This window comes from Herbaspirillum sp. Her3 (genome assembly GCF_057961275.1).
Genome location: NZ_CM176328.1, coordinates 3790122 through 3808312 on the forward strand (window position 1 = coordinate 3790122; position 18191 = coordinate 3808312).

The window sequence follows — 18191 nt, forward strand, 5'->3', positions numbered from 1 at the left end:
GCCCCTGATATAAGAACGATTGCGCCAATTTCAAGCGCTCGCTGGAGTGTGCAACTTTTCCCTTATACTCAGAGAAATGTCCGGCATGGCTGCTGCAATGCCGCATCCTCCCGGCACCCCGACCACTGCAACCTGACAAGGACAGCATCCATGCCAGATCATTCCGCCGCGCCCGCCACCCCGATCAAATTTTCCGGCAGTGACCACTACGTCGCCACCGATGACCTCAAGCTGGCCGTGAACGCCGCCCTCACCCTGCAACGCCCGCTGCTCATCAAGGGCGAGCCCGGCACGGGCAAGACCATGCTGGCAGAAGAGGTGGCGGCCGCACTCGGGCGCCCGCTGCTGCAGTGGCACATCAAATCCACCACCAAGGCCCAGCAGGGTCTGTATGAATACGATGCCGTCTCGCGCCTGCGCGATTCCCAGCTGGGCGACGAGCGCGTCAAGGACATTCACAACTACATCGTCAAGGGTGTGCTGTGGCAGGCTTTCACCGCCGAGGAACCGGTGGTGCTGCTGATCGACGAGATCGACAAGGCCGACATCGAATTCCCCAACGATCTGCTGCGCGAGATCGACCGCATGGAGTTCTACGTCTACGAGACGCGCGAGCTGGTGCGCGCAAAGCACCGTCCGCTGGTGGTCATCACCTCCAACAACGAGAAGGAGCTGCCGGATGCCTTCTTGCGCCGCTGCTTCTTCCACTACATCAAGTTCCCGGACAAGGAGACCATGCAGCGCATCGTCGACGTGCACTTCCCGCACATCAAGCGCGACCTGCTGGCAAGGGCGCTGGACGCTTTCTACCAGGTGCGCGACGTACCCGGCATCAAGAAGAAGCCCTCGACCTCGGAACTGATCGACTGGCTCAAGCTGCTGATGGCTGAAGACATCCCGCCCGAGGCCCTGCACAACCCCGACAACAAGGCCGTGGTGCCGCCGCTGCACGGTGCGCTGCTCAAGAACGAGCAGGACGTACACCTGTTCGAGCGCCTGGTCTTCATGTCACGCAACCACCGTTGAGCCTTTCGTCCTCCACCGGAGCCGTCATGCAATTCCTCTCGCCGATCACCCTCAAGGGCCAGTTCGCCACCGTCGAGCCGCTGCATCCCGAGCACCACGATGCGCTCATTGCCGCCGTCTCGGACGGCAAGCTGTGGAAGCTCTGGTACACCGCCATCCCCAAGCCGGAGAACATGCGCGCCGAGATCGAACGCCGCCTGCATCTGCAGCAGCAGGGGAGCATGCTGCCCTTCGTGATCCGCCGCAACGATACCGGTGCGCTGTGCGGCATGACCACCTACATGAATGCCGACGTCACCCACCGCCGCGTGGAAATCGGTTCCACCTGGTACGCCGCCAGCGCCCAGCGCACCGGCATCAATACCGAATGCAAGCTGATGCTGCTGACCCACGCCTTCGAGGACATGCACTGCATCGCCGTGGAATTCCGCACCCACTGGATGAACCAGCAATCACGCGCAGCCATTGCGCGGCTGGGAGCCAAGCAGGATGGCGTGCTGCGCAATCACCAGCGCATGCCGGACGGTTCCTACCGCGATACGGTGGTGTTTTCCATCATCGAATCGGAATGGCCGACGGTGCGCCGCCATCTCCAGTTCAAGCTGGGCCGCTGAGGCCGCTCACAGGCCAGACCCATGCTGATCGATTTCTTCTACACCGTGAAACAGGCTGGCGTGCCGGCCTCGATCAAGGAATTCCTGACCCTGCTGGAGGCGATGGAAAAGCAGGTCATCACGCCTTCACTGGATGAGTTCTACTATCTGTCGCGCCTGACCCTGGTGAAGGACGAGGCGCATTTCGACAAGTTCGACCGTGCCTTTGGCGCCTACTTCAAGGGCATCGAGACGATCTTCGAGAAGCGGCCGGAGATTCCCTTGGAATGGCTGGTCAGGCAATTGCAGCGCGAGCTCACGCCCGAGCAGAAGGCCGCGATAGAAAAGTTCGGCTATGACAAGCTGATGGATCGCCTGAAGCAATTGCTGGAAGAACAGAAGGAACGCCACGAAGGCGGCAGCAAATGGATCGGCACCGGTGGCGTTTCCCCCTTCGGCCATGGCGGCTTCAATCCGGAGGGCATCCGCATCGGCGGCAAGGGTGGTCAGCGCAGTGCAGTGAAGGTGTGGGAAGAACGCGAATACCAGGACTACGACGGCGAGCGCGAACTGGGCACGCGCAACATCAAGGTGGCGCTGCGCCGCCTGCGCCGCTTTGCACGTGAAGGGGTGGACGAAGAACTGGCCCTGGACGACACCATCCGGGCCACCGCCAGCAATGCCGGTTACCTGGACATCCGCATGCAGCCCGAGCGCAAGAACAAGATCAAGGTGCTGATGCTCTTTGACGTGGGTGGCTCGATGGATGACCACATCGCCCGCACCGAGGAACTGTTCTCGGCGGCGCGTACCGAGTTCAAGAACATGGAGTTCTTCTACTTCCACAACTGCGTCTATGACTACCTGTGGAAGAACAACCGCCGCCGCCATGCCGAGCGCTTCCCGACCTGGGACGTGCTGCGCAAGTACACGCCGGACACCAAGCTCATCTTCGTGGGCGACGCCACCATGAGCCCCTACGAGATCATGCAGCCGGGCGGCGCGGTGGAATACAACAATGCCGAAGCGGGTGCCGAGTGGCTGCAACGCTTTACCAGCACCTTCGGCCATTTCGTCTGGCTCAATCCCGAACCGGAAGGCGTGTGGCAATACCGGCAATCGATCACCCTGATCCGCCAGCTCATGAACGGGCGCATGTTCCCGCTGACCATGAACGGGCTGGAAGGGGCGATGCGATTGCTCAGCAAGTGAGCAAACTACCGGTGGATCAAGCAGCCACCGGCGTATAGCCCGCTTCCTCGATCGCCTCGGCAAACTGCTGTGCCGGCAGGCTGCTGTCGATGACCACACGCTTGTCGGCCACTGCGATATCGACCCTGGCATTGGCATCGACCTCCTTGACGGCCTTGGTGATGACGCCAGCACAGTGGTTGCAGGTCATGTCATTGACGGTGAAGGTGGTGCTCATGGCGTTTCCTTTCATGAAATGAGGACAATGGCAGAAGCTTAAACCTTCCTGCCATGGCAAGGTCAAGCGCAGGAATGGACATCCATGCGAGAATCGGGCTTGACCTTACCATCATGGGAAGGATGATGATGCAAGCTTCGATTCATCCTTCCGGAGTTGTTGCCATGCGATCCTCTTCCCCTGCTGCCGCCGAGATCAGCCTCGACATCGAAGGCATGAGCTGTGCCTCCTGCGCGATGCGCGTGGAAAAGGCGCTCAAGAAAGTGCCCGGCGTGACCGAGGTCAGCGTGAACCTCGCCACCGAACGCGCCAGCATCGCCACCGCCGATCCCATCGCCCCCGACACGCTGATTGCCGCCATCGAAAAGGCCGGCTATCAGGCCCACCAGCATATCCCCGAAGAAACAGCGAAGCCGACTGCCCAGCCCCGCTTGCCCAGCTGGTGGCCGGTCGCGCTGTCGGCCGCCCTCTCGCTGCCGCTGGTGCTGCCGATGCTGCTGGCCCCGCTGGGGATCACCTGGAGCCTGCCGCCGCTGTGGCAATGGCTGCTGGCCACCCCGGTGCAGTTCTGGCTGGGCTGGCGCTTCTATCACGCTGGCTGGGGCGCGCTGCGGGCCCGTTCGGGCAACATGGACCTGCTGGTAGCCCTGGGCACCAGCGCGGCCTACGGGCTGTCGCTCTGGCAATGGCTGAGCACGCCGGCCATGGATGAGCACACCACGGCAATGCCCCATCTCTACTTTGAAAGCGCGGCCGTGGTCATCACTCTGGTGCTGCTGGGCAAGTGGCTGGAAGGCCGCGCCAAGCGCCAGACCGCCGACGCCATCGCCGCGCTCAATGCCCTGCGCCCGGACCGCGCCCGCGTGCGCCGTGACGGACAAGACATCGAAGTGCCGCTGGCGCAGGTGCGCGTGGGTGATCTGGTGGTGCTGCGCCCCGGCGAACGGGTGCCGGTCGATGGCGTGGTGCGCGAAGGACGCAGCCATGTGGACGAAGCGCTGCTGACCGGCGAGAGCCGGCCGCAAGCCAAGGAGGTGGGCGACCGGCTGGCGGCCGGTGCCATCAATGTCGAGGGCGTACTGCTCTTCGAAACCACCGCCATCGGCGCCGAAACCATGCTGGCGCGCATCGTGCGCATGGTGGAACAGGCGCAGGCGGCCAAGGCGCCGATCCAGCGCCTGGTGGACAAGGTAAGCGCCGTCTTCGTGCCGGCCGTGCTGCTGCTCTCGGCGCTGACCCTCCTGGCCTGGGGCCTGGTGGCCGGCGACTGGCAACAGGCCCTGCTCAATGCCGTGGCCGTGATGGTCATCGCCTGCCCCTGCGCGCTGGGTCTGGCGACGCCCACGGCCATCATGGCCGGGACCGGCGTGGCCGCGCGCCACGGCATTCTGATCAAGGATGCGCAGGCGCTGGAGATTGCGCATCGGGTCGACGTGATCGCCTTCGACAAGACCGGCACCTTGACCATCGGCCGTCCGCGCCTGACTGAACTGGAAGCGGCCGATACCAGCGCCACCGATCAGGAGGCGCCATTGCTGGCCCTGGCAGCCGCCCTGCAAGCCCGCAGCGAACATCCGCTGGCGCGCGCCGTCCTGGAAGCCGCAGCGGCGCACCAGGGCTTGTCCGTGCCGCCGGCCAGCCAGGTGCGCAGCGTCGCCGGGCTGGGCATCGAAGGGGAAGTCGCGGGCCGCGCGCTCTGCCTGGGCAGCAGCCGCTGGATGCAGCAGTGGCAGGCCAGCGCCCCCGCCCTGCAGGCACGCGCCGAACAGTTGCAGGCGCAGGGCCGCACACTGTCCTGGCTGGCAGAGCGCCGTGCAGAAGGCGTGCAGATCCTGGGCCTGCTGGCCTTCGGCGACGAAATCAAGCCCGGAGCGCAACAGGCCATCGCCACCCTGCATGCGCTGGGCATACGCACCGCCATGCTCAGTGGCGACAACCGGGGTGCCGCGCAGCAAGTGGCCACTGCCCTGGGCATCCAGGAAGTCCACGCCGAAGTGCTGCCGGGCGACAAGGCCGAAACGGTCGCTGCCCTGCGCGGAAACGCTGCCCACGTGGTGGCCATGGTCGGCGATGGCGTCAACGATGCGCCCGCGCTGGCGGCGGCTGACGTGGGCATCGCCATGTCCACCGGCACCGACGTGGCCATGCAGGCGGCCGGCGTGACGCTGATGCATGGCGACCCCGGCCTGGTAGCCGATGCCATCGACATCTCCCGCCGCACCTACGGCAAGATCCGCCAGAACCTGTTCTGGGCCTTCATCTACAACCTGGTCGGTATCCCGCTGGCCGCCTTCGGGTTGCTCAACCCCATGCTGGCCGGCGCGGCGATGGCCTTTTCCAGCGTCAGCGTGGTCAGCAATGCCCTGCTGCTGCGCCGCTGGCGGCCGCATGTGCCCGCCAACCCACAGGAGTGAACATGAATATCGGAGAAGCCGCCAGCGCCTCGGGTGTCTCGGCCAAGATGATCCGCCACTATGAAGAAACGGGACTGATCCCCAAGGCCGGCCGCACCGACGCCGGCTACCGCGTCTATGGCCAACGCGACGTCCACCTGCTGCGCTTCATCCGCCAGGCGCGCCAGCTGGGCTTCTCGATGGCCCAGGTGAGCGACCTGATCGGGCTGTGGCTGGATCAATCGCGCTCCAGCCGCAAGGTCAAGCAACTGGCGCAAACCCATATCGGCGAACTGGACCAGCGCATCCGCGAACTGCAGACCATGAAGAACACGCTGGAACGGCTGGCCCACGACTGCCACGGCGACAACCGGCCCGACTGCCCCATCCTCGATGCCCTGGGGGCCGGGGAAGATTGCTGTGCCAGCCAGGCGGCACCCGCATGAACCCGCTGCGCTGGGGCATCATCGGCTGCGGCAACGTCACCGAAAAGAAAAGCGGCCCGGCCTACCGCGACACGCCCGGCTTCACGCTGGCGGCGATGATGCGGCGCGATGCCATGCTGGCCGCCGACTATGCGCGCCGCCATGGCGTGCCGCGCTGGTTCGACGATGCCGATGCGCTGATCCTCGACCCCGGCATTGATGCCGTCTACATCGCCACGCCGCCCGACACGCACCTGCACTACGCGCTGAAGGTCGCCGCCGCCGGCAAACCCTGCTGCGTTGAAAAACCGATGGCGCCCAGCCATGCCGACTGCCTGCAGATGCTGGCCGCCTTCGAGCAGGCGCGACAGCCACTCTTCGTGGCCTATTACCGCCGTTCGCTACCGCGCTTCGAGCAGGTCCGGCAATGGCTGCTCGAAGGCCGCATCGGCACGCCGCGCCACGTGCACTGGCAACTGGCGCGCACGCCCCATCCGGATGACCTGCAAGGCCACTACCGCTGGCGCACCGATGCCAGCATTGCCCCGGGCGGCTATTTCGATGACCTCGCCAGCCATGGCTTGAACCTGTTCTCGCACTTCTTTGGCGAGGTGGCGCAGGTGGCCGGAGCCAGCGCGAATCAGCAAGGGATCTATTCGGCCAGGGATGCCGTCACGGCCAGCTGGCGCTATCACAGCGGCGTGACCGGCAGCGGCAGCTGGCACTTCGGCAGCTTCGAGCGGGCCGACCGGGTAGAGATCACGGGTAGTGCGGGCAAGCTGACGTTTGCGATGTTCGAAGAACAGCCGCTGGTCTTGACTACGCCCGGGCAACGCCTGGAACTGGCCATCCCCAATCCCGAGCACATCCAGCAATACCACGTGGCCAACCTGCAACGCCACCTCAGCGGTGGTGCTGCGCATCCTTCCTGTGGTGCCAGTGCTGCGCACACGGCGTGGATGATGGATGCGATCCTGCAAAAATGGTAAAAAGATTCACCTGCTGAAAATCTTGCAGGCTTGCAGCCCGCGTCCGGACTTGAGGCGATAATAAAACTTCATATCTCAATCAAAAACAGCTTATCCGGGCACATCAGACAAGACCAATACAAACGAGGGGAACGCCGTCATGCCACAGACCAATCACCTGAGTTTCATCGAGACTGACAAGCTGCGCATCGGCTTTGAAACCAGCGGCCCGCCGGAAGACCCCGCCGTAATCCTGGTGCATGGCTGGCCGGATGACGTACGCACCTGGGACGCCTTCCTGCGTCCGCTGCGCGCGGCCGGCTACCGGGTGATCCGGCCCTACCTGCGCGGCTACGGGCCGACCCGGTTCCTGTCCGAATCGACCCCGCGCAGCGGCCAGCTGTCCGCGCTGGCCACGGACCTGATGGCCTTTGCCGACGCCCTCGGGCTGGAGCGCTATTCGGTCATCGGCCACGACTGGGGCGCGCGGGCGGCCTATATCGCGGCGTCGCAGACACCGGAGCGCATCACCGGCTGCATCACGCTGTCGGTAGGCTGGGGCACCAATACACCGGACCAGAAACTGTCCCTGCAGCAATCGCGCAGCTACTGGTATCACTGGTACTTCGCCACGCCGCGCGGTGAAGCCGAGCTACGCGCCGACCGCCGCGCCTTCGCCCGCTTCATGTGGAATACCTGGTCGCCCTCCTGGAAATTTGCCGACAGCGAATTCGCCAACACCGCCGCTTCCTTTGACAATCCCGACTGGGTCGATATCTGCGTGCATTCCTACCGCCATCGCTGGGGCTTCGTTGAGGGCGATCCTGCCTATACGGCACTGGAAGCCAGGCTGCAGGAGACGCCGCGCATCATGGTGCCGACCCTGATGCTGCATGGCACCGAGGATGGCGCCAATCATCCGGCCAGCTCCGAAGACAAGGAGCGCTACTTCGGCAGTGACTACCGCCGTGTGCTCATCCCCGGCGCCGGCCACTTCCCCCAGCGCGAAAAGCCGGACGAAGTGATTGCGGAAGTCCTGGCCTGGCTGGGCCGCCCGGCCTGAATGTTCAGCTTCAGTGGCAGCCGCCGCCGTGGCTGCCGAGGTTGGCCGGTTTCATGTCGTCCGGCAGGCTGGCCAGGCCCTGCAGGATGCCGCAGTCGCGCGCCGGCTGTTCCATCTCGCACTGGGCGCGCAACTGGTGCAACTGTTGCTGCAGCGCCTGCAGTTGCGCGATGCGCTGGGCCACGTGGCCGATGTGCTTGTCCAGCAGCGCGTTGACCTCGCCACAATTCTGCTCGGGTGCATCGCGCAGGCGCAGCAGCTCACGCACCTCATCGAGCGTCATGTCCAGCGAACGGCAATGGCGGATGAATTGCAGCCGCTCCACGTGGCGCGGGCCATACAGCCGGTAGTTCGACTGCGAACGCGTGGGCTCGGGCAGCAGCGCTTCCTTCTCGTAATAACGGATGGTTTCCACCGGGCAATCAGCCTGGGTGGCCAGCTCGCCGATCTTGAGCGTATCCATGGTGATCCTCGCTTGACCTTGTAGTTACTTCAGGGTTTTTAATATACCCCTGAAACCTGTTGGCTGCACAAGGAGCACCGGATGGCTGCACATACCCACACGCACGATCACGAACATTCGCATGATCATGACCACGGTCATGCCCATCATCACGCCCACCAGGCGCACGGCTGCTGCAGTGGCCATGCGTGCGCCGGCAACGAGGCCGCGCCTGTACCGATTGCGGCTGCGCGCCTGGAGGGCGCCACCGAAGAGGCGGTCTTCTTCATCCAGAAAATGGATTGCCCCACCGAAGAAAAGCTGATCCGCGAACGTCTCGCGCAGATGCCCGGTGTGGGCGCGCTGGCCTTCAACCTGATCCAGCGCGAACTGACGGTGCAACACCAGTTGCCCTCCATCGCCCCGCTGGTCGATACCCTCAAGGCGCTGGACATGCTGCCCGCCGTCAAATCCGATTCCCTCGATGCCGAGGCCGGCCGCGACGCCCCCGACCAGGCCGCCGCCTACCGCATCCCGGCGCGCCGCTGGGCGCTGCTGGGCCTGGCCGGTATCGCTGCGCTGGGCGCCGAAGTGCTGGCCTGGACCAGCGGTGATGATCGCTCGCTGCCGGTGATCGCGCTGGCGCTGGTCGCCATCCTGCTGGGCGGCCTGGGCACGCTCAAGAAGGGCTGGATCGCGCTGCGCAACTTCTCGCTGAACATGAACTTCCTCATGTCCCTGGCGGTGATCGGCGCCGCCGTCATCGGCCAGTGGCCGGAAGCCGCCGTGGTGATCGTGCTGTTCACCCTGGCCGAGATGATCGAGGCGCTCTCGCTGGACCGCGCCCGCCATGCCATTGCCGGCCTGATGGCGATGACGCCCGACATGGCCACCCTGCGCGGTGAGGATGGTGTCTGGTCAACTGTACCGGTCCGTACCGTGACAGTGGACGACACTGTACGGGTCGCCCCTGGGGAACGTGTACCGCTGGATGGCCTGGTACTGTCAGGTAGCACCAGCATCAACCAGGCCCCCATCACCGGAGAAAGCATACCGGTACAGAAAGAGGCCGGTGACCCGGTGTTTGCCGGCACCATCAATGAACAGGGTGCCTTCGAGATGCGCGTGACCGCTGCGCAGGGCGACTCCACGCTGGCGCGCATCGTCAAGAGCGTGCAGCAGGCGCAAGGCCAGCGCGCCCCGACCCAGCGTTTCGTGGACAACTTCGCGCGCTACTACATCCCGGCGGTGGTGCTGATGGCCGTACTGGTGGCGGTGCTGCCGCCCCTGCTGGCCGGCGCGCCCTTCCAGCCCTGGCTGTACAAGGCACTGGTCCTGCTGGTGATCGCCTGCCCTTGCGCACTGGTGATCTCCACGCCTGTGACCATCGTCAGCGGCCTGGCCTCGGCGGCCCGCCATGGCATCCTGGTCAAGGGCGGTGTCTATCTGGAACAAGGCCGCCTGCTGCGTGCGCTGGCGCTGGACAAGACCGGCACCCTCACCTTCGGCAAGCCGCGCGTGACCGACGTGGTGTCGCTGCAAGCAGATGCGGACCAGCCAGCCCTGCTGCAACTGGCCGTCTCGCTGGCCGCGCGCTCGGACCACCCGGTCTCGCGCGCCATCGCCGATCAGGAAAATATCGTCACGCTGGAGGTCAGCGAATTCGCTGCACTGGCCGGACGCGGCGTGCAGGGGCGCATCGCCGGTCAATCGCTTCACCTGGGCAATCACCGCCTGATCCACGAGCTGGGCCAGTGCAGCCCGGCACTGGAAGAACGCCTGCAAGCCTTCGAGAAGCAAGGCAAGACCACCACCCTGCTGTGCCGCGAAGGCCAGCCGCAATTGCTGATCGCGGTAGCCGATACCGTGCGTCCGAGCAGCAAGGAAGCGGTGGCCGAACTGCGGGCGCTGGGCGTGGACGTCATCATGCTGACCGGCGACAACAGCCACACCGCGCAAGCCATTGCCGACGAGACCGGCATTGCCGATGCCCGTGGCGACCAGTTGCCGGAGGACAAGCTCAAGGCCATCGAACAGCTCAGCGCGCGCCATGGCGTACGCGGCGTGGGCATGGTCGGCGACGGCATCAACGATGCACCCGCACTGGCGCGCGCCGACATCGGTTTCGCCATGGGCGCGGCCGGCACCGACACGGCGTTGGAAACCGCCGATGTAGCCCTGATGGATGACGACCTGCGCAAGATCCCCGACTTCATCCGCCTGAGCCGCAAGGCCCATGCCGTGCTGGTGCAGAACATCAGCATCGCGCTGGGCATCAAGGCGGTGTTCCTGGCGCTGGCGCTGGCGGGCATGAGTTCGCTGTGGATGGCGGTGTTTGCCGACATGGGGGCCAGCCTGATCGTGGTCTTCAACGGCCTGCGGCTGGTGCGCGGTTTGCGCCAGCGCAAGGCCGTCGCCTGAGTCCGGCCGTACAGGTTGCCCGGCGCCGAGCGGAGCGTCTATACTGCCGCCCATGATGCTGCGCGCAAAACTCCTCCTGCTCTGGCTGCTGGCGCTGGCGATTCCTGTCCAAGGTGTCGCCGCCGTCCTGCAGGCGTGCGCGCCGGCCATGCAACATCACGCTCCTGTAGCACAGAGCACGCAGATGCCGCATGCGCATCATGCTCATCTGGCACAGCATGAACATCACGCCGGTCACGTTGCGGCCATGCAGATCGCCACCGCCGATACCCCGGATACCCAACATCAGCAACACCATGCCAACGCCACCTGCAGCTTCTGCGCCGCCTGCACCGTCGGCGGCCTGCTGCCGCTGGCCCTGAGTGCGCCGCCTGCCCCTGATCTTCCCTCGCGTGAATTCATCGCGCTGCCGGCTTCCGGCTTCGTCGGCTATCTGCCGGAAAACCCCGACCGGCCCCCTGCCCTCGCCTGATCCCGCCGCCTTGCGCACAGTCCCGTGCGCCTAGCCCCTGCGCGTGCCCTGCACGTGCAGCGCATGACGATCATCATCAGACGAGGATTCCATGATCCCCCACGTTTCACGTCCCTGGCGGGCCGCTGCCGTGGCCGCCTGCGCCTTGCTGGCCGGCTGCGCGCAACTCTCGCCCGACGGCGGTTTCGGCCAGGTCGAGCAAACCAGCCACCAGCGTCTGGGCCAGACGCCCGCCTGGAACCGCACGCCAGAACAAGCCCGGGCCAGCAGCGAGCGCGTGCGCCAGCTGCTGCAAGCCCCCTCCGGCGGCGCGCTTCGCCTGGCCAGCGCCGACGATGCGGTGCAGATCGCACTCATCAACAATCCTGACCTGCAGGGAGATTTCGCCGCGCTCGGTGTGGCCGAGGCCGATCTGGTGCAGGCCGGCCGCCTGCCCAATCCGGGCTTCTCCTTCGCGCGCACCCATGCCGGCGATGACATCAAGATCGAGCGCAGCCTGTCGCTGGGCCTGATGCGCCTCATCACCCTGCCGGCCGCTTCGCGCCTCGAACAGCGGCGCTTCGAGCAGGTGCGCCTGTCGCTGGCAGCGCGCGTGCTGGCCATGGCGGCACAGACGCGCCAGGCCTATTACCAGGCGGTGGCCGCGCAGCAGGGCTTGCAGTATCAGGAGCAGGTCGCCGACGCGGCAGGCGCCGCGCATGAGCTGGCCGCACAGATGACCCGGCTGGGCAACCTCAGCCAGCTCGATGGCGCGCGCGAGCAGTTCTTCTATGGCCAGGCGCAGGCCAGCCTGCAACAGGCACGCCGCCAGGCTGCGCAGCACAAGGAGACGCTGGCGCGCCTGCTGGGGCTGGCGCCGGAGTTCGCCTTGCCCGGCCAATTGCCTGCGCTGCCCCGGCAACTGGATGAGCCCGGCGACATCGAGCAGCAAGCCCTGCAACAGCGCCTCGACGTGCAAGCCGCCCGCACCGAACTGGAGGGCCTGCAAGCCTCGCTGGGCCTGACCCGCGCCACGCGCTTCATCAACGTGCTGGACCTGGGTGCGCTGCGTACTTCCGAGAGCGGCAAGCCACCCGAGATCGGTTATGAAATCTCGCTGGAGATTCCCCTGTTCGACTGGGGCGAGGCGCGGGTGGCCAAGGCCGAGGCGATCTATCTGCAAGGCGCGCACAAGCTCGCCGCTGCCATCCTCGATGCACGCGCACAGGCGCGCCAGGCCTGGCGTGAGCGGCAGGATGCCTACTCCCTCGCGCGGCGTTACCAGGACGAATGGCTGCCGCTGCGCCAGCGCATCGCCGAAGAAAACCTGCTGCGCTACAACGGCATGCTCATCAGTGTCTTCGCCCTGCTGGCCGATGCCCGCGAACAGGCCGCCACCGTCAACGCCGCCATCGAGGCCCAGCGCGACTTCTGGATCGCCGACGCCAGCCTGCAACAGGCGCTGGGCGGCCGTCCCCAACAAGGAAAGCAACCATGAACCCGACCGACAAAATGCGCAGACATTTCCTGCAAGGCGCCGCCCTGGCCGTGACGACCGGCGCCGTCAGTCGTGCCGGTGCGGCTTCCCTGCCCGAAGCCCCGCTGCAATCCAGCGCGGCCACCCAGCCGCCACTGCAACCGTCCAGCGGACGCCCCTATCAGCCGGTCGTCACCCTCAATGGCTGGACCCTGCCCTGGCGCATGAAGAATGGCGTCAAGGAATTCCATCTGGTGGCTGAAGCGGTCGAGCGCGAGATCGCCCCCGGCATGAAGGCCAGACTATGGGGCTACAACGGCCAGAGTCCCGGTCCCACCATCGAAGTGGTGGAAGGCGACCGGGTGCGCATCTTCGTCACCAACAAGCTGCCCGAAGCGACCTCGGTGCACTGGCATGGCCAGCGCCTGCCCAATGGCATGGATGGCGTATCGGGCCTGACGCAGCCGGCCATTCCCCCGGGCAAGACCTACGTCTACGAATTCACCGCCAGACGCGCCGGTACCTTCATGTATCACCCCCACGCCGACGAGATGGTGCAGATGGCCATGGGCATGATGGGCTTCTGGGTGACGCATCCCAAGGATCCGGGCGTCATGCGCGTGGATCGTGATTTCGTGTTCCTGATGAATGCCTACGACATCGCGCCGGGTGCGGCCGTGCCCAAGGTCAGCACGATGCTGGACTTCAACTTGTGGACCTGGAACAGCCGCGCCTTCCCCGGCATTGACCCGCTGGTGGTGCGGCAGAACGACCGCGTGCGCATCCGCGTGGGCAATCTCACCATGACCAATCATCCGCTGCACCTGCACGGCCACGAATTTGCCGTCACCGGCACCGATGGCGGCTGGATTCCGCCTGCGGCACGCTGGCCCGAGGTCACCACCGACATTGCGGTGGGCCAGATGCGCGCCATCGAATTCGACGCCACCGAAGAAGGCGACTGGGCCCTGCATTGCCACAAGGCGCATCACACCATGAATGCCATGGGCCATGACGTGCCGACCATGATCGGGGTAGACCAGTCCAAGGTGGTCAACAAGATCAGCCGGCTCATTCCCGACTACATGGCCATGGGCGACAAGGGCGGCTCGATGGGCGAGATGGAAATGCCCCTGCCCGACAACACGCTGCCCATGATGACCGGGCGCGGCCCGTATGGGGCCATCGAGATGGGCGGCATGTTCAGCACCGTCAAGGTCAGGCGCAACCTGGCGCGGGACGATTACCGCGATCCGGGCTGGTATCGCGCACCGGCCGGCACGGTGGCGCGCGAATGGCAAGGCGAGATGCCCGAAGCGCGGCGCGCCGCGACCAGCTCCAGCCAGCCGGGACCGGCCACGCTGGAGGTGGTCAAGCCGGGTGGTCATCAAGGCCATCATTGAATTCTCGAATCATTGAGCGGCTTCATCATCACATTATTGAATCATCGATTTTTGACCCGGCGAATCCCCTTCGCTGAAGACTTCATGAAAGGAATCTCCATGTTGCGTACTCTCCTCCTCAGCACTGCCCTTTGCCTGCCCGCGCTGGCCGCCCATGCCCAGGGCGATGCGCCCCGGGTCGAGGGCGAAATCCGCAAGGTTGACGCCAGCAATGGCAAGCTCACCATCCGTCATGGCGACATCCCCAACCTGCAGATGAGCGGGATGGCGATGGTGTTCAAGGCCAATCCCGAGATCCTGGCGCGGGTACGTGAAGGCGAGAAGATCAGCTTCACGGCCGACCGCGTGGACGGAGCGCTGACCGTCACGTCGCTGGAAGAAAAGCGCTGACGCACGCGGGGCCGGGACGACGCGACCTGTGTCAAATTTCGTCGTCCCGGCGACCATCCTGCGGGAAACTTGGCGGTATCATCGAGGCTCCATCCAGAACAGGCGGTCATCCCGCCACACAACAGAGGAGACTCCGGCATGCCCCAAGCGATCGAGCAAACCCCATCGGCCTATGGCTATCCACTGCTGATCAAGCAGTTGCTGCACAGCGCCCTGGCCACCGCTGCCGGGCAGGAAATCATTTACGGCGAGCGCCGCCTGAGCTATACCGGTTTCTACCAGCGGGTACAGCGGCTGGCCAACGTCCTCAAGGAAATGGGGCTGCAGCGTGGCAATACGGTGGCGGTGATGGACTGGGACAGCAATCGCTATCTGGAATGTTTCTTCGCGGTGCCGATGATGGGTTGCGTCTTGCAGACGGTCAACGTGCGGTTGTCGCCGGAGCAGATTGCCTACACGCTCAATCATGCCCAGGCCGATGTATTGCTGGTGAATTCGGATTTCATGCCGGTGTTGAAGCAGATCCGGGGTGAGCTCAATACGCTGACGCGTTGCGTGCTGCTGACCGACGATGGCAGTCCCTGCCCGCGCGGACCGGGCTTTGCGGGCGAATACGAAGCCTTGCTGGCCGAGGCTGCTGACCGTTACGACTTCCCCGACTTTGACGAAAACGCCCGCGCCACCACTTTCTATACGACCGGCACCACGGGTTTGCCCAAGGGGGTTTATTTCAGCCACCGGCAACTGGTGTTACACACGCTGGGCACTACGGCCGGGCTGGCACTGGCACCGCAGCAGGGGCGTCTGCATCGGGATGACGTCTACATGCCCTTGACGCCGATGTTCCATGTCCATGCCTGGGGTCTGCCCTATGTGGCGACGATGGCGGGGGTCAAGCAGGTTTATCCGGGGCGCTATGTGCCGGACACCATTTGCAAGCTGATCCGTGAGGAGAAGGTGACGTTTTCGCATTGCGTGCCGACCATTCTGCAGATGGTGCTGACGTCGGAGCAGGCGCGGGATGTGGATTTGTCGGGCTGGAAGATGATCATCGGTGGCTCGGCGATGACGGGCAGCCTGGCCAGGATGGCGCGTGATCGGGGGATTGATGTGTTCACCGGATATGGGATGTCGGAGACTTGTCCGGTGCTGACGCTGGCCCAGGTACCGACGGAGGAGCTGGGGGGTGAGCGTGATGCCAGCCTGCGCGTGAAGACCGGGCGGCCCTTGCCGCTGGTGGCCTTGCGCACGGTGGATGGCGATATGAATGATTGTCCGCGCGATGGCAAGAGCACCGGGGAAGTGGTGGTGCGCGCGCCCTGGTTAACGCAGGGGTATCTGCATCAACCTGAAGCTTCGGAAGAATTGTGGCGGGGTGGGTGGTTGCATACGCAGGATATCGGGCATCTGGATGGCGAGGGCTATCTGCAGGTGACGGATCGGATCAAGGATGTGATCAAGACGGGGGGCGAGTGGGTGTCTTCCTTGCAGATCGAGGACATCATTGCGCGGCATCCGGCTGTGGCGGAGACGGCGGTCATCGGGGTGAAGGATGCGAAATGGGGGGAGCGGCCTGTGGCGCTGGTTGTGCTGAAGAAGGATGCTGGCGATGTCGGTGAGGAGGATATCCGGCAGCATGTCAGGGCTGCGGCTGATGCCGGGATTATTTCTCGGTATGGGGTGCCGGATCGGGTGCGGTTTGTTTCTGAGTTGGCTCGGACCAGCGTTGGGAAGCTTAACAAGCGGGTGATGCGGGAGCAGTATCCTGTTGCTGATTGATCTTCTTTTTGTTTTGGTTAATCTTGTCTCGGCTGGGTGGTTTTCTGGTTGTTAGGTTTTGGGCAGTCTGCACGGATTGCTTTCCTGCGCTCTAGCTTAATTCTTATCATTCTCCGGTCGGGAGAACGCGCCGGGGGCGGCCCGGCAGCCGCTCACTTTTCTTGTCTCGCCAAGAAAAGTAAGCAAAAGAAGGCGACCGCAGCTGCGCCGCCCTCCTTCGGAGGGTCCCCGCTTCAGAGGCCAACAAAACGGGAAAAATAGAGTCGCTTCGCTCCGACTATTTTTCTGATCCGTTTTGTTGGCCTCTGAAGCGGCGGCGCAGATGCGGACGGCCTTACTGCCTCGCCTTCGGCATCGTGACGTCTCCTACTCGCCTTCGGCTTTGCATTGACGTTCTTTAGCCTTCGATACGTCGCTGCGCGACTACTCAGGTCGAACGGACAGTAAATTATTTATATAAAAACCAAAACCACAACCACCGTCGGATCGAAGAAAAATCGATGTCGCAGACGAGCCAACCCAAAGCCGAAGGCGAGTCGGAGAAGTGCGAGGCCGAAGGCGAGCCCGTTTGGACTTTCCCCATAGAGCCAGCCGCCGCAGCGGAGCGAAAAGTGGATCAGAAGAATAGTCGGAGCGAAGCGACTCTATTCTTCCCACTTTTCGCTCCGCTGCGGCGGGGACCCTCCGAAGGAGGGCTGGCTCTCTGGGGTCGCCTTCTTTTGCTTACTTTTCTTGGCGAGACAAGAAAAGTGAGCGGCAGCCGGGCCGCTCCCGGCGCGTTCTCCCGACCGGAGAAAGAAAATAATTAAGCTAGAGCGCAGAACAGCAATCCGTGCAGACTACGCCAGACCTAACAACCAGAAAAACACCACGCCAAGACAACATCAACCAAAACCACAAAAACAAAAACGCCGCCCCAAAAAAACCAGGCGGCGTCCCGATAAAACCAAAAACAAAGGATCAGTTAAAGATCACAGTCTTATGCCCATTGAGCAAAATCCGATGCTCGGTAAACCATTTGACAGCCCGCGCCAGCACCACGCATTCGATATCCCGCCCAATCGCAGTGAGGGTATCCGGCCCCATGGAATGGTCAACGCGTTCAACACCTTGCTCGATGATAGGACCTTCATCCAGATCACCGGTCACAAAGTGCGCAGTAGCCCCGATCAGCTTGACCCCACGATCATGCGCCTGATAATAAGGCTTGGCGCCCTTGAAGCTAGGCAGGAAGGAGTGATGAATATTGATCGCCCGTCCGCGCAAGGCATCGCACATCTCAGGCGACAGAATCTGCATGTAGCGCGCCAACACCACCAGATCGATCTGATTGGCATCAACGATCTCCATGATCCGCTGCTCCTGAGCGCGCTTGACCTCGACAGACGCCCCCGTCGCCAACGGCAGATGATGGAAAGGAATGTTATAGCTCGCAGCCAGCTGATAAAAATCAGTATGGTTGGAAACAATCGCCGGAATCTCCACCGGCAGCAATCCGCTCTTGTAACGGAACAACAGATCGTTCAGGCAATGACCGATCTTCGACACCATCAACATCACACGCGGCTTCTTGCCCGCATCATGCAATTGCCAGTTCATCTGCAAGGAATCGCCCAGCACCCCGAAATCCGCCCGCAGCGCCGCATCCGACACCCCGGCATCCTCCGCCGAAAAATGCACCCGCATGAAGAACAGCTTGGACTGCGCATCGCCAAACTGCGCCGAATCGATGATGTTGCAGCCGTGATCGGCCAGGAAGCCCGAGACGCGATGCACGATGCCGCGCTGGTCCAGGCAGGACAAGGTAAGAATGTATTCCGGGTGAGCCATGAATGAACTGAGCAATGAAACCAAACGCCAGCGTCCTACCGGCACCGCCACGCAGCGGCAGCCACCGGCCCGGCAGGCCGGGTAAAAGGACAAAAGGGACG

General features: G+C 63.9%; 16 protein-coding genes. 13 read left to right on the top strand and 3 right to left on the bottom strand.

All coding sequences use genetic code 11. The features are described from left to right. Positions 1–150: 150 nt before the first annotated feature. Genes ACVC5H_RS17420 through ACVC5H_RS17430 form a run of 3 tightly spaced genes read left to right on the top strand, consistent with a single transcriptional unit; the run spans position 151 to position 2831 of the window. Positions 151–1026, top strand: coding sequence for an AAA family ATPase (locus ACVC5H_RS17420; RefSeq protein WP_489619041.1), 876 nt, complete (start codon positions 151–153; stop codon positions 1024–1026). Between the two features lie 26 nt (positions 1027–1052). After that, positions 1053–1640, top strand: coding sequence for a GNAT family N-acetyltransferase (locus ACVC5H_RS17425; RefSeq protein WP_338718830.1), 588 nt, complete (start codon positions 1053–1055; stop codon positions 1638–1640). Positions 1641–1661: 21 nt separating this feature from the next. Continuing rightward, a complete protein-coding gene (locus ACVC5H_RS17430; RefSeq protein ID WP_489619042.1) occupies positions 1662–2831 on the top strand; it encodes a vWA domain-containing protein in 1170 nt (389 codons plus the stop codon). A gap of 16 nt (positions 2832–2847) precedes the next feature. Here ACVC5H_RS17430 and ACVC5H_RS17435 read toward each other — a convergent pair whose 3' ends face one another. Next, positions 2848–3048 carry a heavy-metal-associated domain-containing protein gene (locus ACVC5H_RS17435; protein ID WP_008327390.1) on the bottom strand — a complete coding sequence of 67 codons (201 nt, stop codon included), beginning with the start codon at positions 3046–3048 and terminating at the stop codon, positions 2848–2850. Positions 3049–3212: 164 nt separating this feature from the next. Between ACVC5H_RS17435 and ACVC5H_RS17440 the strand changes: the two genes are divergently transcribed. The 4 genes from ACVC5H_RS17440 to ACVC5H_RS17455 all read left to right on the top strand — a co-directional run bounded on the left by ACVC5H_RS17440 (position 3213) and on the right by ACVC5H_RS17455 (position 7897). Then, entirely contained in the window at positions 3213–5462 is a 2250-nt protein-coding gene (locus tag ACVC5H_RS17440) for a heavy metal translocating P-type ATPase (RefSeq protein WP_489619043.1), read from the top strand. 2 nt (positions 5463–5464) lie between these two features. Then, positions 5465–5887, top strand: coding sequence for a Cu(I)-responsive transcriptional regulator (gene cueR / locus ACVC5H_RS17445; RefSeq protein ID WP_489619044.1), 423 nt, complete (start codon positions 5465–5467; stop codon positions 5885–5887). Then, the gene (locus ACVC5H_RS17450) at positions 5884–6855 is read left to right on the top strand and encodes a Gfo/Idh/MocA family protein (protein WP_489619045.1); all 972 of its coding nucleotides are present in this window, start codon (positions 5884–5886) and stop codon (positions 6853–6855) included. Before cueR ends, ACVC5H_RS17450 begins: the two co-directional genes overlap by 4 nt. Positions 6856–6994: 139 nt before the next feature. Beyond that, positions 6995–7897, top strand: a complete 903-nt coding sequence (locus tag ACVC5H_RS17455; RefSeq protein WP_489619046.1) for an alpha/beta fold hydrolase — start codon at positions 6995–6997, stop codon at positions 7895–7897. A 10-nt stretch (positions 7898–7907) separates the two neighbouring features. Here ACVC5H_RS17455 and cadR read toward each other — a convergent pair whose 3' ends face one another. Beyond that, positions 7908–8360, bottom strand: coding sequence for a Cd(II)/Pb(II)-responsive transcriptional regulator (gene cadR / locus ACVC5H_RS17460; protein ID WP_489619047.1), 453 nt, complete (start codon positions 8358–8360; stop codon positions 7908–7910). A gap of 81 nt (positions 8361–8441) precedes the next feature. Between cadR and ACVC5H_RS17465 the strand changes: the two genes are divergently transcribed. From ACVC5H_RS17465 to ACVC5H_RS17490, 6 genes are all read left to right on the top strand, one after another. Then, positions 8442–10760, top strand: coding sequence for a heavy metal translocating P-type ATPase (locus tag ACVC5H_RS17465; protein ID WP_489619048.1), 2319 nt, complete (start codon positions 8442–8444; stop codon positions 10758–10760). A gap of 52 nt (positions 10761–10812) precedes the next feature. Next, positions 10813–11232, top strand: coding sequence for a hypothetical protein (locus ACVC5H_RS17470; RefSeq protein ID WP_489619049.1), 420 nt, complete (start codon positions 10813–10815; stop codon positions 11230–11232). A gap of 91 nt (positions 11233–11323) precedes the next feature. After that, positions 11324–12709, top strand: a complete 1386-nt coding sequence (locus ACVC5H_RS17475; RefSeq protein ID WP_489619050.1) for a TolC family protein — start codon at positions 11324–11326, stop codon at positions 12707–12709. Continuing rightward, positions 12706–14091 (top strand): multicopper oxidase family protein, encoded by a 1386-nt coding sequence (locus tag ACVC5H_RS17480; RefSeq protein ID WP_489619051.1) that lies wholly within the window; start codon positions 12706–12708, stop codon positions 14089–14091. The genes ACVC5H_RS17475 and ACVC5H_RS17480 overlap by 4 nt, the downstream gene beginning before the upstream one ends. Before the next feature lie 99 nt (positions 14092–14190). Continuing rightward, positions 14191–14481 carry a copper-binding protein gene (locus tag ACVC5H_RS17485; RefSeq protein ID WP_489619052.1) on the top strand — a complete coding sequence of 97 codons (291 nt, stop codon included), beginning with the start codon at positions 14191–14193 and terminating at the stop codon, positions 14479–14481. A gap of 138 nt (positions 14482–14619) precedes the next feature. Then, a complete protein-coding gene (locus ACVC5H_RS17490; protein ID WP_489619053.1) occupies positions 14620–16260 on the top strand; it encodes a fatty acid--CoA ligase in 1641 nt (546 codons plus the stop codon). 960 nt (positions 16261–17220) lie between these two features. Here the strand turns inward: ACVC5H_RS17490 and purU are convergent. Continuing rightward, complete coding sequence (purU, locus tag ACVC5H_RS17495; protein ID WP_489619054.1) at positions 17221–18090, bottom strand: formyltetrahydrofolate deformylase; 870 nt, start codon at positions 18088–18090, stop codon at positions 17221–17223. Positions 18091–18191 lie beyond the last annotated feature (101 nt).

Coding starts and splice junctions, on each gene's coding strand:
- ACVC5H_RS17420 (WP_489619041.1), top strand. CDS start 151: ATGCCAGATCATTCCGCCGCGCCCGCCACCCCGATCAAATTTTCCGGC.
- ACVC5H_RS17425 (WP_338718830.1), top strand. CDS start 1,053: ATGCAATTCCTCTCGCCGATCACCCTCAAGGGCCAGTTCGCCACCGTC.
- ACVC5H_RS17430 (WP_489619042.1), top strand. CDS start 1,662: ATGCTGATCGATTTCTTCTACACCGTGAAACAGGCTGGCGTGCCGGCC.
- ACVC5H_RS17435 (WP_008327390.1), bottom strand. CDS start 3,048: ATGAGCACCACCTTCACCGTCAATGACATGACCTGCAACCACTGTGCT.
- ACVC5H_RS17440 (WP_489619043.1), top strand. CDS start 3,213: ATGCGATCCTCTTCCCCTGCTGCCGCCGAGATCAGCCTCGACATCGAA.
- cueR (WP_489619044.1), top strand. CDS start 5,465: ATGAATATCGGAGAAGCCGCCAGCGCCTCGGGTGTCTCGGCCAAGATG.
- ACVC5H_RS17450 (WP_489619045.1), top strand. CDS start 5,884: ATGAACCCGCTGCGCTGGGGCATCATCGGCTGCGGCAACGTCACCGAA.
- ACVC5H_RS17455 (WP_489619046.1), top strand. CDS start 6,995: ATGCCACAGACCAATCACCTGAGTTTCATCGAGACTGACAAGCTGCGC.
- cadR (WP_489619047.1), bottom strand. CDS start 8,360: ATGGATACGCTCAAGATCGGCGAGCTGGCCACCCAGGCTGATTGCCCG.
- ACVC5H_RS17465 (WP_489619048.1), top strand. CDS start 8,442: ATGGCTGCACATACCCACACGCACGATCACGAACATTCGCATGATCAT.
- ACVC5H_RS17470 (WP_489619049.1), top strand. CDS start 10,813: ATGATGCTGCGCGCAAAACTCCTCCTGCTCTGGCTGCTGGCGCTGGCG.
- ACVC5H_RS17475 (WP_489619050.1), top strand. CDS start 11,324: ATGATCCCCCACGTTTCACGTCCCTGGCGGGCCGCTGCCGTGGCCGCC.
- ACVC5H_RS17480 (WP_489619051.1), top strand. CDS start 12,706: ATGAACCCGACCGACAAAATGCGCAGACATTTCCTGCAAGGCGCCGCC.
- ACVC5H_RS17485 (WP_489619052.1), top strand. CDS start 14,191: ATGTTGCGTACTCTCCTCCTCAGCACTGCCCTTTGCCTGCCCGCGCTG.
- ACVC5H_RS17490 (WP_489619053.1), top strand. CDS start 14,620: ATGCCCCAAGCGATCGAGCAAACCCCATCGGCCTATGGCTATCCACTG.
- purU (WP_489619054.1), bottom strand. CDS start 18,090: ATGGCTCACCCGGAATACATTCTTACCTTGTCCTGCCTGGACCAGCGC.